The sequence below is a fragment of the Streptococcus sp. Marseille-Q6488 genome (genome assembly GCF_946902925.1).
Taxonomy (GTDB): domain Bacteria; phylum Bacillota; class Bacilli; order Lactobacillales; family Streptococcaceae; genus Streptococcus.
Genome location: NZ_CAMPPZ010000005.1, coordinates 88,665 through 113,414, shown reverse-complemented (window position 1 = coordinate 113,414; position 24,750 = coordinate 88,665). Strand labels below are relative to the sequence as shown.

Genomic DNA, 24,750 nt, shown 5'->3' with positions numbered 1-24,750 from the left:
CCGTTTTCATCTGACAAGTCAGACCTTCATTTCTAAATCCATGCGCAAGTGAATTCACCCAGCTTTCATATAGAGAGCTTGCAGTCACGGCTCTCCTCCCTGATATACTTCCCTTGGGCTACTAGTCTTTCAGATTCCTATTCAATTACTACTTAGTTTATCAGATTTTTACCATTCTTGCAAGACCTATCTTACTTCTGCTTGTTAGCTTATTCTTATCTAACTTTATAGCGGATTGAAATAAGATGAGAACAAATCGATTGGGAAAGTAAAATTAATTTCTATAAATGTTTTAGCAATTGTTTCGTACTATTTTAGATTCAGTCTACTATATATAACCAATCTATCCTAAGTTAACTATTTATAATCGGCTCTCTGTAACAAAATTAAATTAATTAATCCCCCTATAAAATAAAGAGGTTTAGAATTTGATGTCTTTCAAACCTCTTTATTTCATATTTAATGAGATGCTGCCTTAACCGTGATAATATCTAATAATCAATAAACAAACTATTTGAATAAGGATTCTCCATTTGATTCAATCACTCCTTTATACCAAGTAAAGGACATTTTCTTATATCGATTGAATGTGCCATTTCCATCATCATTTCGATCAACATAAATGAGACCGTACCTCTTAGAAAGCTGTGCAGTGGACATAGAAACGCAGTCAATACATCCCCAAGACGTATAGCCCATAATTTCCACACCATCTTGTAGAGCTTCAGCTACTTGCAATAAATGTTCTTTCATATACTGAATTCTATAATCATCTTGGACGGTTAAGTTATTAAATTCATCTTTTATTAGTTGATCTTTAGCACCTAATCCGTTTTCCACTATAAATAATGGAATTTGATAACGGTCATAATATCTATTTAAAATTATACGTAGTCCAATTGGATCAATTTGCCATCCCCACTCAGAAGACTCTAAATAAGGATTTACTAAGCCACCAATAATATTCCCTTCTCCTGAATTATACTGTGTTGGAAGAGCAGATTGAGTCACACTCATGTAATAGCTAAAGGATAAAAAATCTACAGTATAATTTTTTAATAACTCTGCATCTTCAGCTGCAAACTCTATGTTAATGTCATGTTCCTTAAAATATCTTTTTGCATAATTCGGATAATAACCTCTAACATGCACATCTGAAAATAGATAATTTAGATTCTCATACTCATGAGTCGCCCATACATCTTTTGGATTTGGAGTCATTGGATAAGCTGGCATAGCTAATACCATACACCCCACCTTAAACTCTGAATTAATCTCACGAGCAATTTTTGTAACCAAACTCGAGGCGACTAATTCATGATGTATAGCTTGATATAATTCTTGTTTCGAAAGATTCTCCTTAGGTATATCTATTCCTCCACTAGTAAACGGTAATTCCAAAACAGAGTTTACTTCGTTAAATGTAAGCCAATATTTAACTTTATCTTTATACCTTTCTAAAACTGTTCGAGCAAATTTTTCATAAAAATGAATCATTCTCCTATCAATCCATCCATGATATTTTCTTGCTAAATATAATGGAGTCTCATAGTGTGAAAGAGTTACAAGTGGTTCTATCCCGTGAGCATGTAGTTCATCAAATAATTCATCATAATATTTCAAACCAGCTTCGTTAGGTTCTTCCTCATCTCCTTTTGGAAAAATTCTACTCCATGCAATAGAAGTACGAAAAACATTAAAGCCCATTTCAGAAAACAAGGATATATCTTCCTTATATTTATGATAAAAATCAATACCTAACAATTTTAAGTTATCTTCTGTAGAATTTTCTGTTGCTTCTCCTAATCCACCCTTGGGTAACACATCCTGAACTGATAATCCCTTACCATCTTCATTATATGCTCCCTCTACTTGATTAGCTGCAACAGCTCCACCCCAAAGAAAATCATCTGGAAAAATGGTCATAACTTTCCTCCATTATAATATTACCAGTAATTCCTTAGAATGCTCGATTGTCTGATTATTAGGTAACACTAATACATCTAGAAAATCGTTGGTATTCGTTACAATTACTGGTGTAACTGTTTCGTAGCCTTTACTCTTGATTAAATTTAAGTCCATTTCAAAAATCAACTGATTTTTGAAAACTCTGTCTCCTTCTTCTACATGACTAATAAAACCTTGACCTTTTAGCTCAACAGTATCTAATCCGATATGAATTAGTAACTCAACACCCTCATCACTCTTCAATCCAATTGCGTGCTTAGTCGGAAAAATATTTGTAATTTTCCCATCAAATGGTGCATAAACCTTACCTTCACTTGGGATAATCGCTACTCCGTCTCCAATTAGTTTATCTGCAAATGTTTTATCCTGGACATCGCTTAACGGAATGATTTCTCCTGATATAGGAGAAAATATCATTTTTTTATTTGAAACTCCAGCTTCAACTTCTAAATTACTAGAACTCTCTTCTTCATCGATTCCAAATATATAAGCTAATACAAAGGTAATAACAACCGAAATGACCGCCACAATTAAAGCATTTACAATATTTGATGGTGCATCAGAATAAATAAATTGAGGCAACGCTATCAAAGATGGGACAGCAAATAGATACGCTTTAACACTAGTAAGACCTGCAAATAATCCCGCTAATCCACCACCAATCATAGCTGCATAAAGCGGTTTTTTATATTTTAAAGTCACACCATATAATGCAGGTTCGGTAATTCCTGCAAGTAAGGCTGAGAAACCTGCTGCAAAAGCAATTTGTTTTGTATTATTATTTTTACTCTTTAATGCAACAGCCATCGAAGCAGCCCCTTGAGCTAAGTTTGACCCTAACATTGCTGGAAGAATTAATACGTCTGGAGTAGCAATAGATGCCGCCAAAAAAATAGGTGCAAAAGCCCAATGCATTCCAGTCATAACAATAAATGGCATAATAGCACCAAGAATAGCTAATGTAAGCCATCCAGCTACACCGTACATGTGCCCAACTAGATTTGATAATCCTTCACCAACAATTACTCCAATAGGTCCGACTACAACTAAGGCAATAAAGCTTGATACTAATAATACTAGCGTAGGTTGCAAAAAACTCTTAGTAACAGCTGGTGTTAATTTAGCAATCATTTTTTCAATATATTTCATCAACCAAACCATAATAAGAATTGGAATGACTGATGAACCATAACTAGCTGGTGTCACAGGTGCACCAAATAAACTAAGAGGATTCCCTGATTGCACCATTTGAACAAAATTTGGATGGAGAAGTACACCTGCTACAGACATAGCTAACGTAGATGTTACTTTTAATTTTTGTGATGCAGAATAAGCTAATAACAGCGGTAAGAAATAATATGGAGCATCCCCAAAAAATGTCAAAAAAGCAATAGTCTGAGAATCTGATTGCAATATACCAAGCATTGGTAAAATGATTACCAAGACTTTCAACATACCTCCCCCTAACATTGCTGGAATGATTGGAGTCATGGAACCAGCGATATATTCAATGATTCTTTCTAAAATATTCCCTTTATGCCCTTGATCAACTGAATCTGTTTCAAAATTGCCAAGTTTAATGAATTCTTTATAATAATTGGCTACATCATTACCAAGTATAATTTGATATTGCCCATTCTTTTTCATAATACCTATTACACCTGGTATCTTCTTCACATCATCATCATTGACTAAATTTTCATCTTTTAATTCTAATCTTAAACGTGTTACACAATGGGTAACTCTATTGACATTTTTTTCGCCTCCAATTACATCGAGGATTTTTTGTACCGTATCTTTATAACTCATGGTATTCTCCTATTCTATTAATCTAAATTTTTTGTTAAGCGACGAATATGAGCCATCAAATAAACTAATTCACTAGAAGTCAGCAAATAATTGTACTCAGTTTGTATAAACATTGCCACCTGTTTACCACATTCATATTCCCTAGGATATTTATTTTTCATTAATGCTAACAAGTCTTCATCATCATCGTCACAATAAGTTGTATTTTCAACCAAACGATGGGCAAATAATTTTATATGAGTTATGAATCTATAATAATCAATAGAATCTTGGTTAAACTCAGTACAATAGAAATCTTGAATGATTTTCTCAATTCCCATAATTATTTCAGTGATTTTATACGACTCTTGAAAATTATTTTCTAAATTAGCATTAACAAAATGTAGCGCTATGAATGCAGCTTCGTCAATTGGAAGTTCAATACCTAACTCTTTTTTTATTATTTGTAAAGCCCTTTTCCCAAGCTCAAATTCTTCTTTATAATATTTCGAGATTTCCCAACGTAGGGGATTCGAAATAATAACTCCTTCTTTATAACGTTCTATACTCGAAGAAATATGATCCGTTAGATTTATATAGATAATCTCATCAAAATTATTACCCAATGTTATTTTACCTAGATTAATTATTTTTTCGGTGATGTACACCAACTCCAAAGGAACGTTAATAAACATCTCTGTAAAACGGGTCATATTATCTCTATTTTTGAGAAAAAAACTTTTCTCAATATCAATTGGATTTACTTTATCTCCAATTTTTCTTCCAAAAGCTATTCCCCTTCCAAAAAGAAGAATATCGATATCTTTTTTACTTTGCGCAATTACAGCATTGTGGTTTAGTATTCGTTTTATGATCATAAAATTTCCCTTTTAAAATAAAAGGAACCTACTTAAAAACATCAAGAAACTTCTTCCGATGTGATTAAATAGGTTCCTGCTCACTTGTATTAGTGATAACATCCTTTTATTTCAATTTTTAATGGTGACATGAAGCTTAAATAATTAATAACTCTGTAACCATTTTCATTTTAAGATATTTCAATCTATTTGTCAAGTACTTGTAGAAATTTTTTTATTTTGTGTGATTCGAATGTGATAATGGCAACAGTCTCACTAAAGAAATGAAAATCATACATAAAAATTTTCTCTATCGTAAACCTGCCACTAGTTCAGAAGCTATACTAGCTGATTCCAAACGTAATATGGTCTTTTCATCTACCTTCCCTAATAATGGCATTGCACCATACCAAACAATGGTCTTGTTTACCAAAAGAATAGGCGTGACTATTTTTGATTGAGTAAAAGATACTTTAATTTTCTGGCTCTTAAACTGGTCTAGCCATGCTTTATTTGCAACCGTCTCTGGTATACATATCTCAATTTGACTAATCCTAAATTCTTTTATAAAATTCATCAGTTTTGTCTGGTTCACATAAGGTAAAATAAGCATACACTCCTGTCTTTCCCCCGCTAATACTCAATGAAAATCAAAGAGCAAACTAGGAAGCTAGCCGCAAGCTGTACTTGAGTACGGTAAGGCGACGCTGACGTGGTTTGAATTTGATTTTCGAAGAGTATAAGTCCTCTCTCAGCACATTCTCATATCTACTATCAACATAAACGAATTGTTTCTCCTCACCCTCGATGACACGATAATCCATCTTTCGATAAGCTACTTGTCGTTTCTGAAACATCTTTTCTAAATAAGGAACATGAATATCCACATAATCGAAAATCCGCACCAAAGACTTATCCTTGTAGTTTCTATGAATCCGACCTGCATACTGAATCAAATTATTTTTCCAAGAAAAGGGCGCTGCCAAGATAAGCGTGTCTAGCTGAGGCAAGTCAAAACCTTCGCCAATGTATTTTCCAGTAGACAACAAAACAAACCCTTTATCTAGCTGTTCTAATGTCTTCAATAAACTTGTTCTCTCTTGGACTTTGGTTTTTCCGCTAATAATGTAACAGTCATCAACCTCTTTCTCTTTCAATAACTTTTCAAAGACATCTATCTGTTGAATTCGATTGACTAGAACCAAGATATTCCGCCCTTCTGCCACTTGGTCTAGAATATCCTTGAGAATCATCTGATTCCTCACTGAGTCTGTCGCAATCCAATCACTAAGCTGTATAAAATTACTTGCTTTGGTCTTTTCAATCTCCAAATGACCAAAAGAAGTGAATCTTAATTGCAATTGCCGTTTAAAATCCGTTTCCCTCTTATCAGCAGTATGGAGTATCTCACCAATTCTCTGAAAAACAATAGGTTCATGACCATTCTTACGTTCAGGCGTAGCCGTCAAACCGTAAAGATACTTCCCTCTAAACTGTGCCACAACTTTTTCAAACATCAAAGCAGACACGTGATGACACTCATCCACAATCATCATCTCATACTTATCCAAAAGACTTTGACTATTTTCCAACTTAAATAGAGATTGGATCATAACGACATCAACCAGTCCACTCAGCCATTTCTTAGTCCCACCGTACTGCCCAACATAGCCTATTACCCTTTCACGACCTGATGCCGTATAACGGGTAGCTTCTTCCTCTTCGAAAGTCAAAAAATGGTTTAAACGATCCAGCCACTGGTCTAAGAGTTGCCTATTATGAACTAGGATAATTGTTTTGGCCTTCCTTTTAGAGATGAGAGCAGCACCTAAAACGGTCTTCCCAAAACCAGTCTCCGCATGGAGTAAACCATTTTCTTTAGAAGTCATATCTGACAGGGCTAACTCTTGCTCCAAAGTGAGTTCTCCCTTAAATTCCACGCTAATAGACCTTTGTACCTTTCTCCTATCTTCCACAGATACCTGCTCATACTCAATGAAAATCAAAGAGCAAACTAGGAAGCTAGCCGTAGGCAGTACTTGAGTACGGCAAGGCGAAGCTGACGTGGTTTGAATTTGATTTTCGAAGAGTATTAAATTTATCTTACAATGGATATAGTAAACCTCTTGGCAGCCATAAATAATGATCGGATTCTCCAAATAAATACATTCGCTCAGGAATTTGATAGGTTGGCTGTCGCATAGCCTGCTTTAAATAAAATTCGGGATTAGAAAATGAAGCCATATTTTTCAAGAAAAAAGTGTCTTGGGTGTTACAGACGATTTTTCAAGTTGGATCATATTGGATAAGACGACCTTCAACTCCTTATCCAATTCTTGCTTGCCTAACTCCTCTTGGATTAACAGTGCCACTTTAGCAGTTGAAACCCTCTGAATCTCTTGTAGATACCTCCATTGGTCTTCATAAGGCTGAAACTGTTCATCCACAAAGACCGTTCGCCCTTGATGATAAGCTTCTCCTTGAAAAGGAAGGGCAATCAAATTACCAAATCCACCTTTAGGAAGAACATCCTGATTTGGAAACATGCGATCAAAAGAATCAAAGGACAGTTGCATACTTTCCTGCATTGCCAGTTCTAACAGTTTCTTTCCAAACAAGCGAGCCTCTCGACTCGGAATCGCTTCCTCAAAGAAGAACCAAATATGGAGTCCGTGACCCGAACGAGAAATCTCTAAATGGGCTTCCATCTGGCGTTCCCTGGCTATTCTTCGAATAGTTAAACCAGCTTCTTTCCAATCTCCTTCATCAAAATCCAGTACCAAAAAATAACAGCTATCATCTAAGTGCATAGGAAAGATACCGATAGCTGTCTCCCCACGAAAATGAGATTTCAAAACGGAGTCCGTCAATGTCTGGAAACTCCGTTTTTCAGGTGATAACTGCTTCCAACCATAATTATAGGAAGGAAAATACTGAATTTTCCCTTGTTCATTGATAAAACTCTTAGCATAAACATCATAACGGTCAGCAAACACGGAGGTAAACAATTGTAATTTTTCTTGCGTCGTCAAGTGACTACTTTGAAGTTGGAACATCTCCTCGAACTGAGAGCGTTCCATCACAAACTGACTCTTGTCTTTAAGACGTTTACACAAGAAAAACTCACTATCCCCATTAAAAGAAGAAAAGACATCAAGTACTTCTACCACAATTCCATCCAAAGACACAAAAACAGCCATAAGAGTCACCTCCTTGATTCCTATAGGCTGATTATAACAAGAATAGCTGAAATTGTACACGAAAATAAAATCCCTTACTTGTTACAATAGTTTTGAAAACTTTTATTTCTTTGCTACCCAGCCGATAGCATCACTTGGGGGATTCTCGATATCAATCCAGATAAATTCAATACCGATTTCCCCATTTTTAAACTTGGTTAAACGAATACCGTTGATTTCCAGTTCATTGAGTCGTTGACCTGTCAAGGTTTCTATCTTCTTCAACTAGTAAAATTAAGGGGGAACTAATACAAATCTTCTAAGCTTCTGTATTCAATAATTTCATTTTTGATAATATTCTTTTTAAACTCAAAATGTTTTAAAGGATTATCAACTAATACTAACTTTGGAATATCATCTAGGTTTGTGACCAAGGATAAAATAAAATCCGATTGAAACTCTTTGGCTTTTTCGAATTCTTTCGCAGTCAAACGCACACGCCCCTTAGATTTTCGGATACCTTTTACTTCGGCAAGGTAAGAATGCTCTTGAACATCTACTTGGAAATCATATCCATCACCATAAAGACGGGCATCGGTTAACTGTCCACCTTGGAATTTTTCTTCTTTATCAAAATGAAGGATAAAATAATTCTCTGCCTCCATTCCCGTTTCCTGTAGACGTTTGAATTTGGTTCGAATGATTGGTTTTTCAATGGTAGTAATGCCTGTTCGCTTTCCTTCACTGGCAAGTAGCATTTTAACGATTTCAGCATAACTATGAACATCTTCATTTCCAAACATCATATCAATTAAATCTTTACGAAAACGGTAAACTTCAGCTTTCTGCCACCAACCTTTTCGATTATTTTCAAAATAAGGATCAAATAAATCCATTCTATTTTTTACAACTCCAGTTGTTTCAGCAACTCCCAGAGAAACCACGTAGCGATAAAACTCCGACTTGCTAGAACATTGAAATTCTTTTATAAAAAGCTTGTCAAACTTAGCAAGACCGTAGCCAATTAAATTTAACAATTCATAATGAGGGTGTTTGGACATCACTTTCTCCATCAATAGATATTGATTTCATTATACCAAAAAACACGGCTCATCACCGTGTTTCTGTGTTTATTTAGCTTTATTCCACCAATTTCTTCATCTCATCAATACGTGCGACGGTCGCGGCGTATTTAGCTTGGTAGTCAGCTTGTTTGTCGCGTTCTTTCTGGACGACTTCTGGTTTGGCATTAGCTACGAAGCGTTCGTTAGAGAGCTTCTTGCCTACCATGTCCAGTTCTTTTTGCCATTTAGCCAGTTCCTTGTCGAGACGAGCCAGTTCTTCTTCGACATTGAGGAGGTCTGCTAGTGGCAGGTAGATTTCTGCTCCTGTGATGACACTTGACATAGCAAGTTCAGGTGCAGGGATGGTTGATGCAATTTCCAAGTGTTCTGGATTTGTGAATCGTTTGATGTAGTTGACATTGCTGTTAAAGAAGGCTTCCAAGTCACTATCGCTTGTCTTAACAAGGATGGTGATTGGCTTGCTTGGAGCTACATTTACTTCTGCACGCGCATTACGAACAGCACGGATCAAGTCCTTGAGGCTTTCTACACCTGTGTGAGCCGCAAGGTCTTCAAAGGCTGGGTTGACAGTTGGGTATTCTGCTGTAACGATAGAGCCTTCTGAGATTTGTCCAAAGATCTCCTCTGTCACAAATGGCATGATTGGGTGAAGGAGGCGAAGGATCTTGTCCAAAGTGTAAAGGAGAACAGAGCGTGTGATGACTTTCTCTTCTTCATTATCACTATAAAGGACTTCCTTGGTCAACTCAACATACCAGTCCGCAAACTCATCCCAGATAAAGTTGTAGAGGATGTGTCCAGCCACACCAAACTCAAACTTATCAAAGTTTTCAGTGACTTTGCCGATCGTTTCATTGAGGTTGTGGAGAATCCAGCGATCTGTGACATTTCCAGCTTCCTTGTTGGCAACTTTTTCCACATTGGCAGTTGCTTGCTCAAGGGTCAAGCCTTCATTGTTCATGAGGATATAGCGAGAGATGTTCCAGATTTTGTTAATGAAGTTCCATGAAGCATCCATTTTCTCGTAAGAGAAGCGCACGTCTTGACCTGGTGCAGAGCCGTTTGAAAGGAACCAACGAAGGGCATCGGCACCGTATTTCTCGATGACATCCATCGGGTCAATCCCGTTACCGAGAGATTTAGACATCTTACGTCCTTGCTCGTCACGGATAAGACCGTGGATAAGAACGTTTTGGAATGGCTGACGGTCAGTGAATTCCAAGGATTGGAAGATCATGCGAGACACCCAGAAGAAGATGATGTCGTAACCTGTTACCAAGGTTGAAGTTGGGAAGTAGCGTTTGAAGTCTTCTGAGTCGACATCAGGCCAGCCCATGGTTGAGAATGGCCAGAGAGCAGAACTGAACCAAGTATCCAAGACGTCTTCGTCTTGAGTCCATCCGTCACCTTCTGGAGCTTCTTCACCGACGTACATTTCACCCTCAGCATTGTACCAAGCAGGGATTTGGTGCCCCCACCAGAGCTGACGAGAGATAACCCAGTCGTGGACATTTTCCATCCATTGAAGGAAGGTATCGTTGAAACGAGGTGGGTAGAATTCAACTTTGTCCTCTGTGTCTTGGTTGGCAATAGCATTTTTCGCCAATTGATCCATCTTGACGAACCACTGCGTAGACAAGCGTGGTTCAACCACAACACCTGTACGCTCTGAGTGTCCAACACTGTGGACACGTTTTTCGATTTTAACGAGGGCACCGATTTCTTCCAGCTTGGCAACGACTGCCTTACGAGCTTCAAAACGGTCCATGCCTGCAAATTCAAAGGCCAAGTCATTCATAGTTCCGTCATCGTTCATGACGTTAACTTGTGGCAAGTTGTGTCGTTGACCAACCAAGAAGTCGTTTGGATCATGGGCAGGTGTGATTTTCACGACACCAGTACCAAACTCAGGATCAGCATGCTCATCCCCAACGATTGGAATCAATTTATTAGCGATTGGAAGGATGACGTTTTTTCCAATCAAGTCCTTGTAGCGTGGGTCTTCTGGATTGACCGCAACGGCAACGTCCCCAAACATGGTCTCAGGACGAGTTGTTGCCACTTCAAGGGCGCGTGAACCATCTTCCAGCATGTAGTTCATGTGATAGAAGGCACCTTCGACATCCTTGTGGATAACTTCAATATCAGAAAGGGCTGTGCGTGCAGCTGGGTCCCAGTTGATGATGAATTCACCACGATAGATCCAACCTTTCTTGTAAAGGTCCACAAAGACCTTGCGAACAGCTTTTGACAAACCTTCGTCAAGAGTGAAACGCTCGCGTGAATAGTCTACAGAGAGCCCCATCTTGCCCCATTGTTCCTTGATAGTAGTAGCATATTCGTCTTTCCATTCCCAAACCTTCGTCAAGAAAGATTCACGACCGAGGTCATAACGCGTAATACCCTCACCACGCAAGCGCTCCTCAACCTTAGCCTGAGTCGCAATACCAGCGTGGTCCATACCTGGAAGCCAAAGTGTATCAAAACCTTGCATGCGTTTTTGACGGATGATAATATCCTGCAAAGTCGTATCCCAAGCGTGACCAAGGTGAAGTTTACCAGTTACGTTTGGTGGTGGAATAACGATAGAATAAGGCTTAGCCTTTTGATCGCCTGAAGGCTTGAAAACATCAGCATCAAGCCATTTTTGGTAACGACCAGCCTCAACCTCGGCTGGATTGTATTTAGGTGAAAGTTCTTTAGACATGTGTTTGTCCTTTCTAGCTAATATCTTTAAATAAAATTAGTATGTAGAAGATAGGCTTTGATTCAACTCATCTTGTTTTTCTCATTATCTTCTATAAGCAAATAAACGGTGAAAATTTTACATTAACTTTCTCTCATTATCTTCATAATATGTTTATCAAAGTCTGATATAATTTTTTGAGTTCGGTTAAATTTTTCATACTCCTGAATGGCTTTTGAGTCTGCTTGTTTCTTGGAAATACTTCCTTTTCCTTCTAAAATTTCGTACTCATTAAAAGATAGAAAACGATTAATACTATCTGCCAATCCTCGCATTGTAAACGTATTACGGCGCTCAATCAAACCCTCGATATAATCAAAATAGGCTGTAACAGTTCGCTCTAGTTGTCGAATTTCTTTTTCTTGCAGATAGTTTTTAGCAACCGTTACATCTGATTTGAGTACTCGTCCATCAGGTGCATTCTTCCAAGTAGTTAATCCCATTTTTTCTTTACTTGCATCGGCTTGCTGATAGATAATTTCTGCAGCCGTACTTCCAGTAATTGCATAATGAAATTTATTTTGCACCATAGCATAGAAATTTTTAGTAATATCTGAGTTTCGATCATAATCTATGGCACATTCAGCAAAGATATCCGTAATTTGTTGATAGATTCGGCGCTCGCTAGAACGAATAGAGCGAATTCGTTCTAAAAGTTCACGGAAATAATCTTGTCCGAAAACTGTCTGTCCTTGTTTCAAACGTTCATCATCTAAAACAAAACCTTTGATGATAAATTCTTTCAAGGTCTTAGTTGCCCAAATTCTAAATTGAGTAGCCTTACTGGAATTTACTCGATAACCAACTGAAATGATAGCATCCAGATTGTAATATTCAAGTTCACGCCGGACAGTTCTATTGCCCTCTTGTTGAACCTGTGCAAATTTTGCACAAGTTGACACCTTATCCAACTCATCACTATCATAAATGTTTTTTAAGTGCTTTGTAATGACACTTCGTTCAACTCCAAAGAGCTCTGCAAGACCTTTTTGAGTCAACCAAAGATTTTCATCTTGTAAAAGGATATCTAGCTGAACGTCGCCATTTGGTGTAGTATACAGGATGAAATTAGAAATTTCATTCAAGACAATTTCACCTCCCCCCTTCCATAAACAATTACTTCTCTTTCTTAAACTTTATGCCGTTTTCTTTCAGCTTTTTAACGGTTACGGGACCAATTCCCTTCAAAGCGAGAACTTCTTTTTCAGTCCATTTTTTGAAATCTGAATACCTACGAATCCCATTTTCAACAAAGATGTGAACAAGATCCATCCGAATCCCCTTCATTTTTTCCTCATTCATAAAGGAATGACAATCGGATACCTCGGATAAATTTTTTATCATACTAGAATGATTCGAAAATACTGGTTTACGGCGGAATTTTTGGGCTTCGTTTGTTAAAAATTTCGTTAAAATAATATTTTCTAGTAAATAATCAAACAGAGGATACAAACTAGCTTGTAACGATTCAACTGAATTTGGATAATAGCATTCTTGGTCTTCTATATCTATAACTTTGAATTGCCAATCTTCCTCTATAAAGAATTCAACAGCTTCATCATTGATTTCCACTAATTTTGCAAATAACTGACTGGCTTCCTCAATTTTTCCTTGAGAAAAAGCAGAGATGATGGCATGAATAAGAATGGTATCGTCCCGTTTCCCTTTATTCAATTCTTCACGATAGAAGCGCTCAACCTTTAGTTCCTGACCAGTGATATGATACAAGGAAAGCATACAGAAGACAAAATTAGGAGGAAAACGTTCTGGTCGCTTACTCAAATATAGGTCAATCAATTTCATAGCCTTAGAATTGAAGTTCTCCATCATATAATACTCAATCAGAAACATCAGAGCAGACAGGATAGGGCGTGCTTCAAAATAATTCCAACTATTGTAGCCATTCATTTTCCATTTTTCTAAAACTAGAATTTCAAAATCCAATACTTTTTTAAAGGTTGACAAATCAAAGTCTTCAACCTCTGATAAGAATAGGTGAAAGTCAGCAGCAAAATAATCTGGATTTATTTTTAAAACTTGCTTTAACAATTTATTTCGCTTCTGTGTATTTGGAGTATGCATAGCTTCTCTAAATAAAGCATGATCCTGATTCCAATCAAAAGTCCTATTTTTCAGTTGGTAATTGATTAGCTGAACATCTGGATACTCTCCGTGTTCATCAGCATATTGCATCACTGCTGTATGCAGTTCATCGAAATTTTGAATAGTCCGACGTTCTACAAAAGTTGGATTTTTGGCCATGATTTCTGTCCAAGCAGCCTCTTCTTCAGAAATAACTTTGATATCCAACTTTTGCTGGCGTTTTAATTCTTTTTTTCTATTTTTCTTTTTAGCCATCTATTTTCTCCTCTAACTCATTCTTCAATATATCAAACTCTACCTCTGCTGTATTGGATATTCTTACGACCTCGGATACAGGCTTGAACGGGAATCTAAGCTTCTTTGTGATTCATTTGCTTTGAAGGTTGTACCCCAAGCCTGACCAAGGTAGAGTTTTTCCAGTTACATTTGGTGGTCGGAATCACGAATGAAAAAGGTTGAGACTTTTGAACTTCTTGAGTCTTGAGAACATCTTCATGAAGTTGTTTTGTTAACGACCAACCTAAACATAGGATGGAGTGTATTTAGGTGAAAGTTATTTAGACATTATTTTTTCTCCTTTTATGAATATTTCTTTTATATCTACGATTTATTAATATACTATGCATATTGTCACGATACACGTAATATCCATTATAGGTGTTTAAATAGAAATATTGTAATAACCAAATTATAATCTTCCCAATAACTAATGATAATATGAAACAAACGAAAATAATTATAGTTGAGGCAAATAATTCAGACATCCAATCAGCTTCGGGAGTTATAAATTCGACCAATTTCTTCTTAATCTTTAAACCCCAAATAATTTCGGTTAACTTTGGAATAATACTCAACATTAATAGAGTAAGAAAACCATATAGTTGAGTTCGATAGAGGTGTCTATCCATTTTCTCAGTTCTTATTGGTTTTTTCTTATGTTTTTTTGTATCGAATTGAGAATTTATTTCTCCAATTAGACTAGGAATTAAAATTGGCAAAAACCATGTTAAAGCATTTATTAATTCATTTTCAACTTGATTAAATACTGCTAACAGTAATATACAGATTGAACCAATTAACCATGATGCTATTACTTCTTTGGTATCTTTTGCACCATGTCTAATTAGATTATAAATCATCCACCAGCATATTAAATAAAGTGCAATAAGTGAACTGAACATAAGAATGTCAGTTATTAAATCAGAATGAAAATCAATAACATTAGAAATAAAGTAATAAATATAGATATAATACCATAAAAACGAAATAATAAGCATCGTGGCATATACATTCCACAGTGTCTTTCCCTTTACGATATCTATTTTATTAACTTTTTGAAATATCTTGATTGATCCTACAGTTTTTATAACAGATAATACAAATGGTAATATTAAAAGTATTACAATGATAATCCAGTTATTTATGTGATTTTTACTTATGCCATAATTAATAAAAAAATATTGAGATAAGTTGATTAAAGTTGATTCAACTAGATTTAGGTTATAAAGAATGTAAGTCAAGATTCCGCAAAATATTCCATCCCATGCGTTCATAAAAGCTAAAGATTTAGTACTTTTAGTAAGAAAAACTCTAAACTTATTAAATCGATTTTTATAGTTAAACACATATATTAGTATCAAGGCAAATTGTAAAATTATAACTAATTTAAAATCGGTAAGACAGAATATAATTAGAGATATTATTGGAAAATACGTTAGCGCATACATAAGTATTTTCCAAGTTTGAGCAAAAAGATTCTTCAATCTATTGTCAGTATTAAAATAATACATTAATTTCAATCTTTGCCTCCTAAATCTAATCTAAAGGTTGGTAAATCAAAATCTTCAACCTCTGATAAGAATGGGTGAAAATCAGCAGCAAAATAATCTGGATTGATCTTTAAAACTTGTTTTAACAGTTCATTTCGCTTCTGTGTATTTGGAGTATGCATAGCTTCTCTAAATAAAGCATGGTCCTGATTCTAATCAAAAATCCTATTTTTCAGTTGGTAATTGATTAGCTGAACATCTGGATACTCTCCATGTTCATCAGCATATTGCATCACTGTTGTATGTAGTTCATCGAAATTTTGAATGGTCCGACGTTCTACAAAAGTTGGTTTTTTAGCCAGTAGTTCTGTCCAGACAACCTCTTCTTCAGAAACGACTTTGATATCCAACTTTTGCTGGCGATTTAATTCTTTTTTCTATTTTTCTTTTTAGCCATCTATTTTCTCCTCTAACTCATTCTTCAATAAATCAAACTCTACCTCTGCTGTATTGGATATTCTTACGACCTCGGATACAGGCTTAAATGGGAAATCCCAGTTTCTTTGTGATTCGTTTACTTTGAAGGGTGTACTCCAAGCGCGATTAAGGTAGAGTTTTAAAGTTACATTTGGTGGTAGGAATCACGAACGAAAAAGATTGAGACTTTTGAACTTCTTGAGTCTTGAGAACGTCTTCATGAAGTTGTTTAGATATGTGTGTGTCCTTTCTCTATTTTGTTCATTTTATTTTGAATTTGCTTAGCAGCTTCTTCTGCAGACAAATTCGTATTATTTATTTTAAAGTAGTGGTGTAGCTCATTCGGTTGATGTTGGGAATTTAATTGAAGTGTTTCAGTGGTTTCTAAAATTTCTCTTTCAGATACCTCAATATGTCGTTTTAAGGGTTTGTGCTTTAATCGATTCTCCGTTCGATTTCGATGTAAGCGCTCCTCAAGACTTGTTTCCAACTCCACAAACAGAATCTCTTGATGATAGTCATTCAACAAATCCTGAATTTGCTTTAAATACATCAGCTGGTACTGATTTGAAAAATCAATTACGTCAGTTAAAATTACTGATCGCTGATTTCTTGCACTTGCTCCAAGGAAAGAAAAGGTGATTCCACGAACAAATTCCCACATTTCCTCTGTAAAGTCCTGATAGATTTCTAGTGCAAAATCGATGGCTTGATGGTTATAAAAGAGGGTAGCATCTGTCAGTCGAGATAATTCTTGACCAATGGTCATTTTTCCTGATGCTGGAGCACCAATGATGAAAAGATGCATCAAATTACCTCCCACTCACTCCTCAGCAAGCCATATCTCAAATCATCACAGCGATTGCCTTGGGCATCTTTGCGGTCTCGGATGCGAGCTTCCAGAGTAAAGCCAAGTTTCTCTGCGACTCGTTGACTTTGGGTATTGTAACCAAAGCAAGAAAGTTCAATCTTGTGAAGACCTAGTTCTCTAAAAGCTATGTCAATCAAGGCACGCGCTGCTTCTGGCACATAACCTCGTCCCCAATAGTCTGGGGGCAAGGTGTAGCCAATCTCCAGTACATCGTCTTCGTGCCGATGGTTGAAATCAACAGAGCCGATGACTTTATCGGTTCCTTTGACGACAATTCCGTAGCCAGCTGGGAGATTTTCCTTTTGATTGCGCTCGGGAAGGATATGCTCCAGATAATAGATTTCATCTTCCAAGGTCTTGACGGGCGGAAAGCCCGCTGGGTAAGCGACCTCCGGCAAACTAGCGTAGGTATGGATACCCTCAGCATCTGCCACTGTACGAACTCGTAGGACGAGTCGTTCGGTTTCTAAGCGTTCTGGTAATTCAGCTCTTGTCATCCTTCTTCCTCGCTTTCTACAAAAAAATCGTCCCTGCCATCTACATGACAGGGACGAATGTATTTATCCGCGGTACCACCCAATTTCGGGCAGTTGCCCGCAACTCTCGTCTTTAAAACAAAAAGACACTTTTATTTCAATTTTTCATCCATTAGCAACCAGTTTTGACACATTTGTGGACTTCTCAGCTCCGCCACTTTCTGTAAAATGTGGGATTCAAAACACCTCTAATGGCTCTATTGTAGCAAGATTTTAACGGAAATGCAAGGAACAAGAAAAATTACTTGAACTTGATACCATTTTCTTTCAATTTCTTGATGGTAGCTGGGCCGATTCCTTTCAAGGCAAGAAGTTCTTTTTCAGTCCAATTTTTGAAATCTGAAGCAGATTTGATGCCTTCATCATAGAAAGTTTTGGCACGATCAAGTGGAAGTCCACCCAAGTTTGCTGCAAAATCTTCTACAGAATTGGCTACTTTTTGAGCTTGCTCTTTGGTAGCTTCTACTGCTTGTTCAACTTTTTTAGAAACAGCCTTACCAGCTTGGCTTGCTGACTGTTCTGCACGTTTCACGACTTTTTTTGTCTCTTCTACAACCTTAGTCACAGTACTTGAAAAGGCACCTGCACGACGGAGGCTATTTCGTAATTGTTTTTTACGATTGAGTTTCTTTGACATGATAAAATCCTTTCAATAAAAAACCCCTGCTCTGACAAGGATTTAATATAAATATTCTATCAAGATTTTAGTAAAAAATCAAGAACCTTTCTCGTTTAATAATTCCGCTCACCAAATAAGCCTTCTGGCAAATCATGAAATCCCTTGCCTGCTTTGAAGTTTTCAAACTTACCAAGCAAGAACTGATAAGCATCCAAGCGGCTCTCATAACGAATCATGGCATCTTTGGCACGCTCGTCCTGGTCTTCTTCGTAAACTTTTTGACTTTCCTTGTGCGCCATGTCGTTAATCATGATTTGGGTATTGACCCAAGCTTCAAATTCCTTCATAAATTCTTGTTCGTAACTCATTTTTTCTCCTTATTCTAATCCACGGAAATAGTCCGTATCAATCTCACGGTAGGGCTGAATATCCTGAACATACTCCAACACACCTTGGAATTCTCCCTCTTCATCGTGCACTGCTGCGTAGGTGATGTGGACAAACTTACCTCGCGACTCAGACTTGAACCACATTTCATACTTATCCTTGGTCCCCTCACGAAGTCCCTTCATGATAGTCTTGACCTTGTCCAAGTACTTAGGCGGATGGCAGAGTTCGACATTGCGCCCAACTTGAGACGGTGTCCGTTTGAAAATCATCTCATCAGCTGGCGTATTGTCATTGTAATACTGGAAAATATCGTCTTTATTGACAAAGGTAATCTCCATGGGGAGGTGATTGAGGATGAGATTTGCCTGCTCGACCGATAGATAGCCATTCCCAAAAGCCTGTTGACTATGACGATCCAGCACTGCTTCCTTTTCCTTAGGTGTAAAGGTGATAGTAAACTGACCCTCTGGCGTATCGATAACTTGGTGAACTTGGCCTTCTGTCGTATCTAGTTGTACGGGCTCCTCTGCACTCTTTTCCTCGACAAAACTCTGGCGTTCTGGCACCCATTTCTCAGATGGACGGATGATGGCATAACCATAGGCATCGCTCTCCTCCGCAATCTGAAGCCAGTCATCCTGAGTAAAGGACTCAAGGAGAATCATAAGGAGGATGGACTCTTCCTTGAAAATCATACTTTCAAACTCTGTCGCAAAGGCTTCAAAAGATTCTTTTACGCTGCTAATTGACACTTCTGGTAGTGACTTGGCTGTCGCTAAAGCTGTTTGAAAGAGTTCCCTGATCTGATCATCCACTCCCCACATAACTTTTGGGGGTGAATCGTGTCCATAGCGCTCCATGATAGGAAAGAAGAGTTCTTCTTTACGTTGGTAATGGATGTCAAATTGCCCCACAAGTCCCATCTGACGCACCAAACCCTTACGCATCTCCGCAAGCATTTCTTCATCTTCCATAGACTCATAGGTATCTAACAGTCTCCGAATGCGAATCAAGGCAGCACGGAGGGCCAGATTTTCTTCCTTAAAGATCCGAACTGGGTGGCCAGGATGCTCGGTATCCTCTACTTCGACACCCTTAACAGCATTTTTAAAAAGATTGGCATGGACATCACAGAGTTCCATGACATCTTCAAATGTGACACCTGAGTCTGAGTTCATCAGTTCGTGCTCCATGAGGGAAATCTCAATGGCTGAAACACCTGTAAAGGTCGCATCAAAACGCTCCTGAACCGACTCAGGAGAGGCACCATTGTGCAATTCTAACAAAATATCCCGTAGGACATGAATCCGTTCATCTGCCATTAGTCTAACCCAATCACTTCGTAGCCGTTTGCTTCCAGCGTACGGACAATCTTGTCCATAGGAGTTCCTTCAAGCTTAGAACCCTGTTTGAGTGATACTTTACGACCGATAGTATTACGCATCAAGGGATTAGCAAGAGGTTTGAAACCCAGCTCTACTAGGATTTCCAAGACTTCTGGATGCTTATCCACCACTTCTGCAACGGGAATTGACACATCGATGATATTGTCCATGACGACCTCCACTGAATGTTCTAAAATGATTTTACTGCTTTTATTATACCACAAGGAAAGAGATTAAAAAACTAGCAGTGGAGTTCCTGCTAGTTCTCTGCGACTTGAATTACGGACTAAATAAGTTTAAAGAGCCAATCCAATAGTTTAAATAATAGCTTGTAAAACAGCAATTGGACTGCAAAAGAGATGATCATCCAAAAGAATTTCACAATTCCAATAATCTGTTTAATAAAAAGAATGGCAAGAAGTCCCCAGAAAAATTTCATTCTCTCTCCTCTGGCTTGATGAGCCACCGAGCCGTATCCATTAACTTGTCTGCAATAAAAAGTTTCCCTAGACCGACAACGGCGTGGTCATCTTTCTTTATCGTCTTCATTACTTTTACACCTTGCACGGTCAAAAAGTAATTCCCATAAGTTTTAGCTAGAATTTTTATGAGTCCCATATTACTCTCCTTCGATGATTTCAGCCTCTTTTCGGATTGTTTCAACATCTTCTTGATATTGAACTTCACTATAGTTGACTAGCTTGGATAATTCTTTCTGCAAGCTTTCACCCATCGGTTTCATAGTTGCAAAGGTTAAACCACCTGAAATGATACCTCCCAAGATAGGAATAAATTTCCCCATTCCTTTGGCCAGCCCTCCCTTGGTCAGATTCACACCAAATATTTTTAAGACTTTTTTCAAAATAGGGTACCAAAGCGTCTTTGTTAAGGCTTTATTAGGCACTGTTTTCATTACCTGTTTGGCAATTGTTATACCACCAGCACGTAGCAAGGCAGCGGTTCCATTTACCCCCAACATGACGCCTAGATAAAGCAAGAGGGTATTTTGAGCATCTTCACTCAACTCCTCGCGTGAAGCCCAAAGATCCTCATATCCATAAATATAACCTAGTTCTTGAGCTAATTTTAAAGAAAAAGCATAAAATTGAGCTACATCCGCTGGTATAGTGATTGCCATGGCAAGTCCACCTGGTAATCCTGCCAAAACAGAGGTTCCACTCGCCAATAAAACATTATCCCTAATGCAGACATTAGCCACTCTATCTAAGGTTTCTTGAGATAAGAGAGACGTTGGACCTTGTTCTAATAAGGTAGGAATGTCCTGTGGATCCAATTCTTTGGAAAACTTATCCACTAAAAATTTCGAACGATCAACCTTAACAACAGGTAGTTTCACCACTTGTTGCAATACTTGCATAGCCAACTCTTGTTCAGCCATATACAAACTCCTTATTTCTTTTTTACACTTTATCATATCATATTTCCTAAAAAAAAAAAAAAGCATTTTCTGATTAGCTAACATTTAAAAATACAGACCCCCTTTTTAAAAGAATATTTTTCCATTTCAAATTCCACCTACTTTCTCCACCAAAAAAGAGGGTTGCCCCTCTTCTTAGTTCTTATCCAGATTGCGTAGCATCTCGTCAATTTTGTTTCCATACTCGATGGACTCGTCTTTGACGAAGGTCAAATCTGGGATTTTGTACAATTTCAAATTGCGACCAAGTTCACGTTTGATAGTACCAGTTGCTTTTTCAAGCCCGATTTTGGCTTTTTGGTTATCTGAAGCAAGGTTACTCAAAATGGTGTAGTAAACCTTGGCAACAGACAAGTCACCCAGCATCTGGACATCTGTGATGGTCACACCTTGGACACGCGGATCACGGACTTTCTTTTGCAAAATCTCATTGACTTCACGCTTGATTTCCATGCCCACACGATCCGTACGGAAATGATTTGCCATGATATTCCTTTCTCTACTTTGAACCAAAAGCTAGGCCAGCAGACCTAGCTATTTCTATTAGATAGAGGAACTAGAGCCATTTGAATCTAGGAAACAAGCCTTAGATAGAACTGAAGTTCATCAAGGCGCTGTTGACGACGAGTCAAATGAGCTATCGTTTCTCTATTATCTCTTGATTTCTTCCATGACATACGCCTCAATCACATCATCCATCTTGATATCATTGTAGCCGTCAATCATCAATCCACCTTCACGACCGTTTGTAACTTCTTTGACGTCGTCTTTGTAGTGTTTCAAGCTTGCGAGTTCGCCATCATAGATAACGACACCATCACGGATAACACGGACTTTAGAGTCACGGGTAACCTTACCGTTGATAACCATGAATCCACCGATAGTTCCCACTTTAGACACCTTGAAGGTTTCACGGATAACTGCTTCACCGATAACTTTTTCTTCGAATTCTGGATCAAGCATCCCTTTCATAGCTTCTTCCATCTCTTCGATAACCTTGTAGATAATGCTGTGGAGACGGATTTCCACATCGTCAGCTTCAGCCTGTTGACGAGCTTGTGGTGTCGGGCGTACGTTGAAACCAACGATAAAGGCATTTGAAGCTTCGGCAAGGGTCACATCTGATTCGTTGATAGCACCGACCGCAGAGTGAACGATGGTAACTTTGACACCTTCCACGTCGATCTTTTGAAGTGAGGCAGAAAGGGCTTCAACAGAACCTTGTACGTCGGCCTTGATGATAACGTTAACTGACTTGAGTTCACCAGCTTTAAGGGTATCAAAGAGGTTTTCAAGGCTGACACGTTGGGTAGCTTGACGTTGTTTCATGAGGGCACGTTTGGCACGCTCTTCACCTGCTGCACGCGCAGATTTTTCATCTTCGTAAACTGCAAAGTGGTCACCTGCCATTGGCGCTTCGTTCAAACCTGTGATTGAAACTGGTGTTGATGGACCTGCTACCTTAACACGACGACCAAGGTCGTTGGTCATAGCACGGACACGACCGAAGGTATTTCCGACAACGATAGGGTCTTGGACATTCAAGGTACCTTGTTGAACAAGAAGGGTTGCGACCGCACCTTTTCCTTTATCCAGGCGAGCTTCGATAACTGTACCGATCGCACGAACTGTTGGGTCTGCCTTGAGTTCTTGGATTTCAGCCACAAGAAGGACTGTTTCCAACAATTCTTCGATGTTTTGGTTGAATTTAGCTGAGATTTCAACAAATTCAGAATCTCCGCCCCAAGCAGTTGACATAACTCCATGCTCTGCCAATTCACCAATAACACGTTCTGGGTTGGCACCTGGTTTATCAATCTTGTTGATAGCTACGATAATTGGAACGTTGGCTGCTTTTGAGTGGTTGATGGCTTCGATAGTCTGTGGCATAACCCCGTCATCTGCCGCTACAACCAAGATGGTAATATCGGTAACAGATGCACCACGCGCACGCATTGATGTAAAGGCCGCGTGTCCAGGTGTATCAAGGAAGGTAATCTTCTTGCCATTTTCCACAATTTGGTAGGCACCGATATGTTGAGTGATACCACCTGCTTCACCTGTCGCAACACGAGAGTTACGAAGGGTATCTAGGAGAGTTGTTTTACCGTGGTCAACGTGTCCCATGATAGTTACAACTGGTGGACGCTCAACCAATTCATCTTCATTGAGATAACCATCCTCGACAAAGAAACGTTCGATATCGGCATTATCCACTTCAACCTTTTGTTTGGCTTCGATACCGTAATCCACCATGAGGAGTTCAATTGTTTCCCCATCCAAGGATTGGTTCTGTGTGGCCATGACACCCATCATGAAAAGTTTCTTAACGATTTCAGCTGGTTCACGTTTGATACGTTTTGCGATTTCCGCAACGGTCATACCATCTGTATACTCAAATTCTGTTGGCAATTCATGGAATTTACGCTCTGTAACAGGTTTTGGAGTCTGATTACGGTTGTTCTTGTTATTGCCTTTTTTGTTCTTTTTGTTGTTATTCCAGTTACTATTCTTTTGATTTCTCACTTGATTTTGACTACTTCGATTCTTTTGTTGTTTTCTAGGACCATCTTCTTCGTGATCATAATCGTCACGATTTTTGTCTGGTCGAGCTTGTTTTTTACGACGTGTATCCACTGCAGGTTCTTTTTTCTCAGGGACGACTTCAACCACTGCTTGAACTTGCTGTGCTTGCTGCGCTTGTTCAGCTAACTTAGCCGCTTCTTCAAAGATTTCCTCTGGTTCCTTGCGTTTGTTAGCTTGAGCCAAGGCTTCTTTAGCAGCCTGATACTGCTTGAAGCGTTCCTCACTTGAACGTGCATATTCTGCATTTTGCTCTGCTTTGAGGGCTGCTGCACGGGCTTTAAAGTCAACACGTGGAGCCGCTTGATTTGGACGTTTGTCCTCTTGTTGACGGCGATCGTTTCCACGATTTTGCTGACCTTGCTGTTTCTTCGCTTGGTCATTAAAGCGACGATTGTCGCGGTTGCCTTGACCTTGTTTCCCACCATTACGACCGTCGTTTTTCTGACGGTTTCCGTTTTGTTGTTGGTCACGGTTATTGCCCTTATTTTGCTTGCGTCGTTCTGCCTGCTCTTTGGCACGGGCTTCACGCTCAGCCTTGAAATTACGGCTTTGCGGTTTAGCCGCTACTTTTTCTGCTTTAGGAGCGACTGGCTCAGCTGGTTTTACCTCTTCCTTGGCTACAGCTGGTTTTACTGGTTCAGACTTTTCGGCTTTCTTTTCTGCACTTGCTTCTGGGGCTGCAGGTTTTGCCTCTTCCTTAGCTACAGCTGGTTTAGCTGGTTCAGACTTTTCGGCTTTCTTTTCTGCACTTGCTTTTGGTGTTGCAGGTTTTGCTTCTACTTTCGGAGCAGCTGCAGGCTTAAAGCTGGCAGCAATTTTTGCAGCGACAGCTTCTTCCACACTTGATGAGTGGCTTTTCACATCCAAGCCCAACTCTTTTGCACGCGCTACAACTTCTTTACTTTCTTTTCCAAGTTCTTTTGCGATTTCGTACAATCTTTTCTTAGACAAAT

Annotated in this window: 21 protein-coding genes and 3 pseudogenes; all 24 read right to left on the bottom strand. The window is 38.4% G+C overall.

The window, feature by feature from the left end:
• Positions 1–510: 510 nt before the first annotated feature.
• The 24 genes and pseudogenes from OVN23_RS02180 to infB all read right to left on the bottom strand — a co-directional run bounded on the left by OVN23_RS02180 (position 511) and on the right by infB (position 24,748).
• The gene (locus tag OVN23_RS02180; protein ID WP_204185180.1) at positions 511–1,926 is read right to left on the bottom strand and encodes a glycoside hydrolase family 1 protein; all 1,416 of its coding nucleotides are present in this window, start codon (positions 1,924–1,926) and stop codon (positions 511–513) included.
• 12 nt (positions 1,927–1,938) lie between these two features.
• A complete protein-coding gene (locus tag OVN23_RS02175; protein WP_267240319.1) occupies positions 1,939–3,777 on the bottom strand; it encodes a beta-glucoside-specific PTS transporter subunit IIABC in 1,839 nt (612 codons plus the stop codon).
• 17 nt (positions 3,778–3,794) lie between these two features.
• Positions 3,795–4,634, bottom strand: coding sequence for a BglG family transcription antiterminator LicT (gene licT / locus OVN23_RS02170; protein ID WP_050242269.1), 840 nt, complete (start codon positions 4,632–4,634; stop codon positions 3,795–3,797).
• Positions 4,635–4,923: 289 nt separating this feature from the next.
• The gene (locus OVN23_RS02165) at positions 4,924–5,226 is read right to left on the bottom strand and encodes a hypothetical protein (protein ID WP_267240318.1); all 303 of its coding nucleotides are present in this window, start codon (positions 5,224–5,226) and stop codon (positions 4,924–4,926) included.
• A 49-nt stretch (positions 5,227–5,275) separates the two neighbouring features.
• Positions 5,276–6,610, bottom strand: a pseudogene (locus OVN23_RS02160) (DEAD/DEAH box helicase); the annotation flags it as partial.
• A gap of 105 nt (positions 6,611–6,715) precedes the next feature.
• Positions 6,716–7,813: pseudogene (locus tag OVN23_RS02155) on the bottom strand (TOTE conflict system archaeo-eukaryotic primase domain-containing protein); the annotation flags it as partial.
• Positions 7,814–7,915: 102 nt separating this feature from the next.
• Positions 7,916–8,077: pseudogene (locus OVN23_RS02150) on the bottom strand (hypothetical protein); the annotation flags it as partial.
• Between the two features lie 20 nt (positions 8,078–8,097).
• Complete coding sequence (locus tag OVN23_RS02145; protein ID WP_173253114.1) at positions 8,098–8,853, bottom strand: DUF3883 domain-containing protein; 756 nt, start codon at positions 8,851–8,853, stop codon at positions 8,098–8,100.
• Between the two features lie 79 nt (positions 8,854–8,932).
• Positions 8,933–11,584 carry a valine--tRNA ligase gene (locus tag OVN23_RS02140; RefSeq protein WP_267240317.1) on the bottom strand — a complete coding sequence of 884 codons (2,652 nt, stop codon included), beginning with the start codon at positions 11,582–11,584 and terminating at the stop codon, positions 8,933–8,935.
• A gap of 122 nt (positions 11,585–11,706) precedes the next feature.
• Complete coding sequence (locus OVN23_RS02135; RefSeq protein WP_173253101.1) at positions 11,707–12,708, bottom strand: virulence RhuM family protein; 1,002 nt, start codon at positions 12,706–12,708, stop codon at positions 11,707–11,709.
• Positions 12,709–12,739: 31 nt separating this feature from the next.
• Positions 12,740–13,981, bottom strand: a complete 1,242-nt coding sequence (locus tag OVN23_RS02130) for a hypothetical protein (protein WP_173219820.1) — start codon at positions 13,979–13,981, stop codon at positions 12,740–12,742.
• Between the two features lie 302 nt (positions 13,982–14,283).
• Positions 14,284–15,516: a beta-carotene 15,15'-monooxygenase gene (locus OVN23_RS02125; protein WP_112445099.1), complete on the bottom strand. Its 1,233-nt coding sequence runs from the start codon at positions 15,514–15,516 to the stop codon at positions 14,284–14,286.
• A gap of 5 nt (positions 15,517–15,521) precedes the next feature.
• The gene (locus OVN23_RS02120; RefSeq protein ID WP_004237269.1) at positions 15,522–15,677 is read right to left on the bottom strand and encodes a hypothetical protein; all 156 of its coding nucleotides are present in this window, start codon (positions 15,675–15,677) and stop codon (positions 15,522–15,524) included.
• Between the two features lie 30 nt (positions 15,678–15,707).
• Entirely contained in the window at positions 15,708–15,905 is a 198-nt protein-coding gene (locus OVN23_RS02115; RefSeq protein ID WP_007284866.1) for a hypothetical protein, read from the bottom strand.
• 296 nt (positions 15,906–16,201) lie between these two features.
• Positions 16,202–16,780, bottom strand: a complete 579-nt coding sequence (locus OVN23_RS02110; RefSeq protein WP_173219817.1) for an AAA family ATPase — start codon at positions 16,778–16,780, stop codon at positions 16,202–16,204.
• Entirely contained in the window at positions 16,780–17,340 is a 561-nt protein-coding gene (locus tag OVN23_RS02105) for a GNAT family N-acetyltransferase (protein ID WP_173219814.1), read from the bottom strand. The genes OVN23_RS02110 and OVN23_RS02105 overlap by 1 nt, the downstream gene beginning before the upstream one ends.
• A 280-nt stretch (positions 17,341–17,620) precedes the next feature.
• Positions 17,621–18,016, bottom strand: a complete 396-nt coding sequence (locus tag OVN23_RS02100; RefSeq protein ID WP_000038635.1) for a helix-hairpin-helix domain-containing protein — start codon at positions 18,014–18,016, stop codon at positions 17,621–17,623.
• Between the two features lie 95 nt (positions 18,017–18,111).
• Positions 18,112–18,366 carry a DUF1912 family protein gene (locus OVN23_RS02095; protein ID WP_000119707.1) on the bottom strand — a complete coding sequence of 85 codons (255 nt, stop codon included), beginning with the start codon at positions 18,364–18,366 and terminating at the stop codon, positions 18,112–18,114.
• Between the two features lie 9 nt (positions 18,367–18,375).
• A complete protein-coding gene (locus tag OVN23_RS02090) occupies positions 18,376–19,710 on the bottom strand; it encodes a DUF438 domain-containing protein (RefSeq protein ID WP_173219811.1) in 1,335 nt (444 codons plus the stop codon).
• Positions 19,710–19,943, bottom strand: a complete 234-nt coding sequence (locus OVN23_RS02085) for a DUF1858 domain-containing protein (protein WP_000368734.1) — start codon at positions 19,941–19,943, stop codon at positions 19,710–19,712. Before OVN23_RS02085 ends, OVN23_RS02090 begins: the two co-directional genes overlap by 1 nt.
• A gap of 265 nt (positions 19,944–20,208) precedes the next feature.
• Positions 20,209–20,391 (bottom strand): hypothetical protein, encoded by a 183-nt coding sequence (locus OVN23_RS02080; protein ID WP_049524272.1) that lies wholly within the window; start codon positions 20,389–20,391, stop codon positions 20,209–20,211.
• Between the two features lies 1 nt (position 20,392).
• Positions 20,393–21,172: a hypothetical protein gene (locus OVN23_RS02075; protein WP_164226407.1), complete on the bottom strand. Its 780-nt coding sequence runs from the start codon at positions 21,170–21,172 to the stop codon at positions 20,393–20,395.
• Positions 21,173–21,346: 174 nt separating this feature from the next.
• A complete protein-coding gene (rbfA, locus tag OVN23_RS02070; protein ID WP_173219809.1) occupies positions 21,347–21,697 on the bottom strand; it encodes a 30S ribosome-binding factor RbfA in 351 nt (116 codons plus the stop codon).
• A gap of 165 nt (positions 21,698–21,862) precedes the next feature.
• On the bottom strand, positions 21,863–24,748 hold the full coding sequence (infB, locus tag OVN23_RS02065; RefSeq protein WP_173219806.1) for a translation initiation factor IF-2: 2,886 nt from the start codon (positions 24,746–24,748) through the stop codon (positions 21,863–21,865).
• Positions 24,749–24,750: the final 2 nt, after the last annotated feature.

What these genes read in the sequence shown, in the direction of transcription:
- OVN23_RS02180 (WP_204185180.1), bottom strand. Translation starts at nt 1,926, where the DNA reads ATGACCATTTTTCCAGATGATTTTCTTTGGGGTGGAGCTGTTGCAGCT.
- OVN23_RS02120 (WP_004237269.1), bottom strand. Translation starts at nt 15,677, where the DNA reads ATGCATACTCCAAATACACAGAAGCGAAATGAACTGTTAAAACAAGTT.
- OVN23_RS02105 (WP_173219814.1), bottom strand. Translation starts at nt 17,340, where the DNA reads ATGACAAGAGCTGAATTACCAGAACGCTTAGAAACCGAACGACTCGTC.
- OVN23_RS02080 (WP_049524272.1), bottom strand. Translation starts at nt 20,391, where the DNA reads ATGGGACTCATAAAAATTCTAGCTAAAACTTATGGGAATTACTTTTTG.
- licT (WP_050242269.1), bottom strand. Translation starts at nt 4,634, where the DNA reads ATGATCATAAAACGAATACTAAACCACAATGCTGTAATTGCGCAAAGT.
- OVN23_RS02075 (WP_164226407.1), bottom strand. Translation starts at nt 21,172, where the DNA reads ATGGCTGAACAAGAGTTGGCTATGCAAGTATTGCAACAAGTGGTGAAA.
- OVN23_RS02145 (WP_173253114.1), bottom strand. Translation starts at nt 8,853, where the DNA reads ATGTCCAAACACCCTCATTATGAATTGTTAAATTTAATTGGCTACGGT.
- OVN23_RS02175 (WP_267240319.1), bottom strand. Translation starts at nt 3,777, where the DNA reads ATGAGTTATAAAGATACGGTACAAAAAATCCTCGATGTAATTGGAGGC.
- OVN23_RS02090 (WP_173219811.1), bottom strand. Translation starts at nt 19,710, where the DNA reads ATGGCAGATGAACGGATTCATGTCCTACGGGATATTTTGTTAGAATTG.
- OVN23_RS02095 (WP_000119707.1), bottom strand. Translation starts at nt 18,366, where the DNA reads ATGAGTTACGAACAAGAATTTATGAAGGAATTTGAAGCTTGGGTCAAT.
- OVN23_RS02100 (WP_000038635.1), bottom strand. Translation starts at nt 18,016, where the DNA reads ATGTCAAAGAAACTCAATCGTAAAAAACAATTACGAAATAGCCTCCGT.
- OVN23_RS02085 (WP_000368734.1), bottom strand. Translation starts at nt 19,943, where the DNA reads ATGGACAATATCATCGATGTGTCAATTCCCGTTGCAGAAGTGGTGGAT.
- OVN23_RS02140 (WP_267240317.1), bottom strand. Translation starts at nt 11,584, where the DNA reads ATGTCTAAAGAACTTTCACCTAAATACAATCCAGCCGAGGTTGAGGCT.
- OVN23_RS02110 (WP_173219817.1), bottom strand. Translation starts at nt 16,780, where the DNA reads ATGCATCTTTTCATCATTGGTGCTCCAGCATCAGGAAAAATGACCATT.
- OVN23_RS02130 (WP_173219820.1), bottom strand. Translation starts at nt 13,981, where the DNA reads ATGGCTAAAAAGAAAAATAGAAAAAAAGAATTAAAACGCCAGCAAAAG.
- OVN23_RS02125 (WP_112445099.1), bottom strand. Translation starts at nt 15,516, where the DNA reads ATGTATTATTTTAATACTGACAATAGATTGAAGAATCTTTTTGCTCAA.
- OVN23_RS02165 (WP_267240318.1), bottom strand. Translation starts at nt 5,226, where the DNA reads ATGCTTATTTTACCTTATGTGAACCAGACAAAACTGATGAATTTTATA.
- rbfA (WP_173219809.1), bottom strand. Translation starts at nt 21,697, where the DNA reads ATGGCAAATCATTTCCGTACGGATCGTGTGGGCATGGAAATCAAGCGT.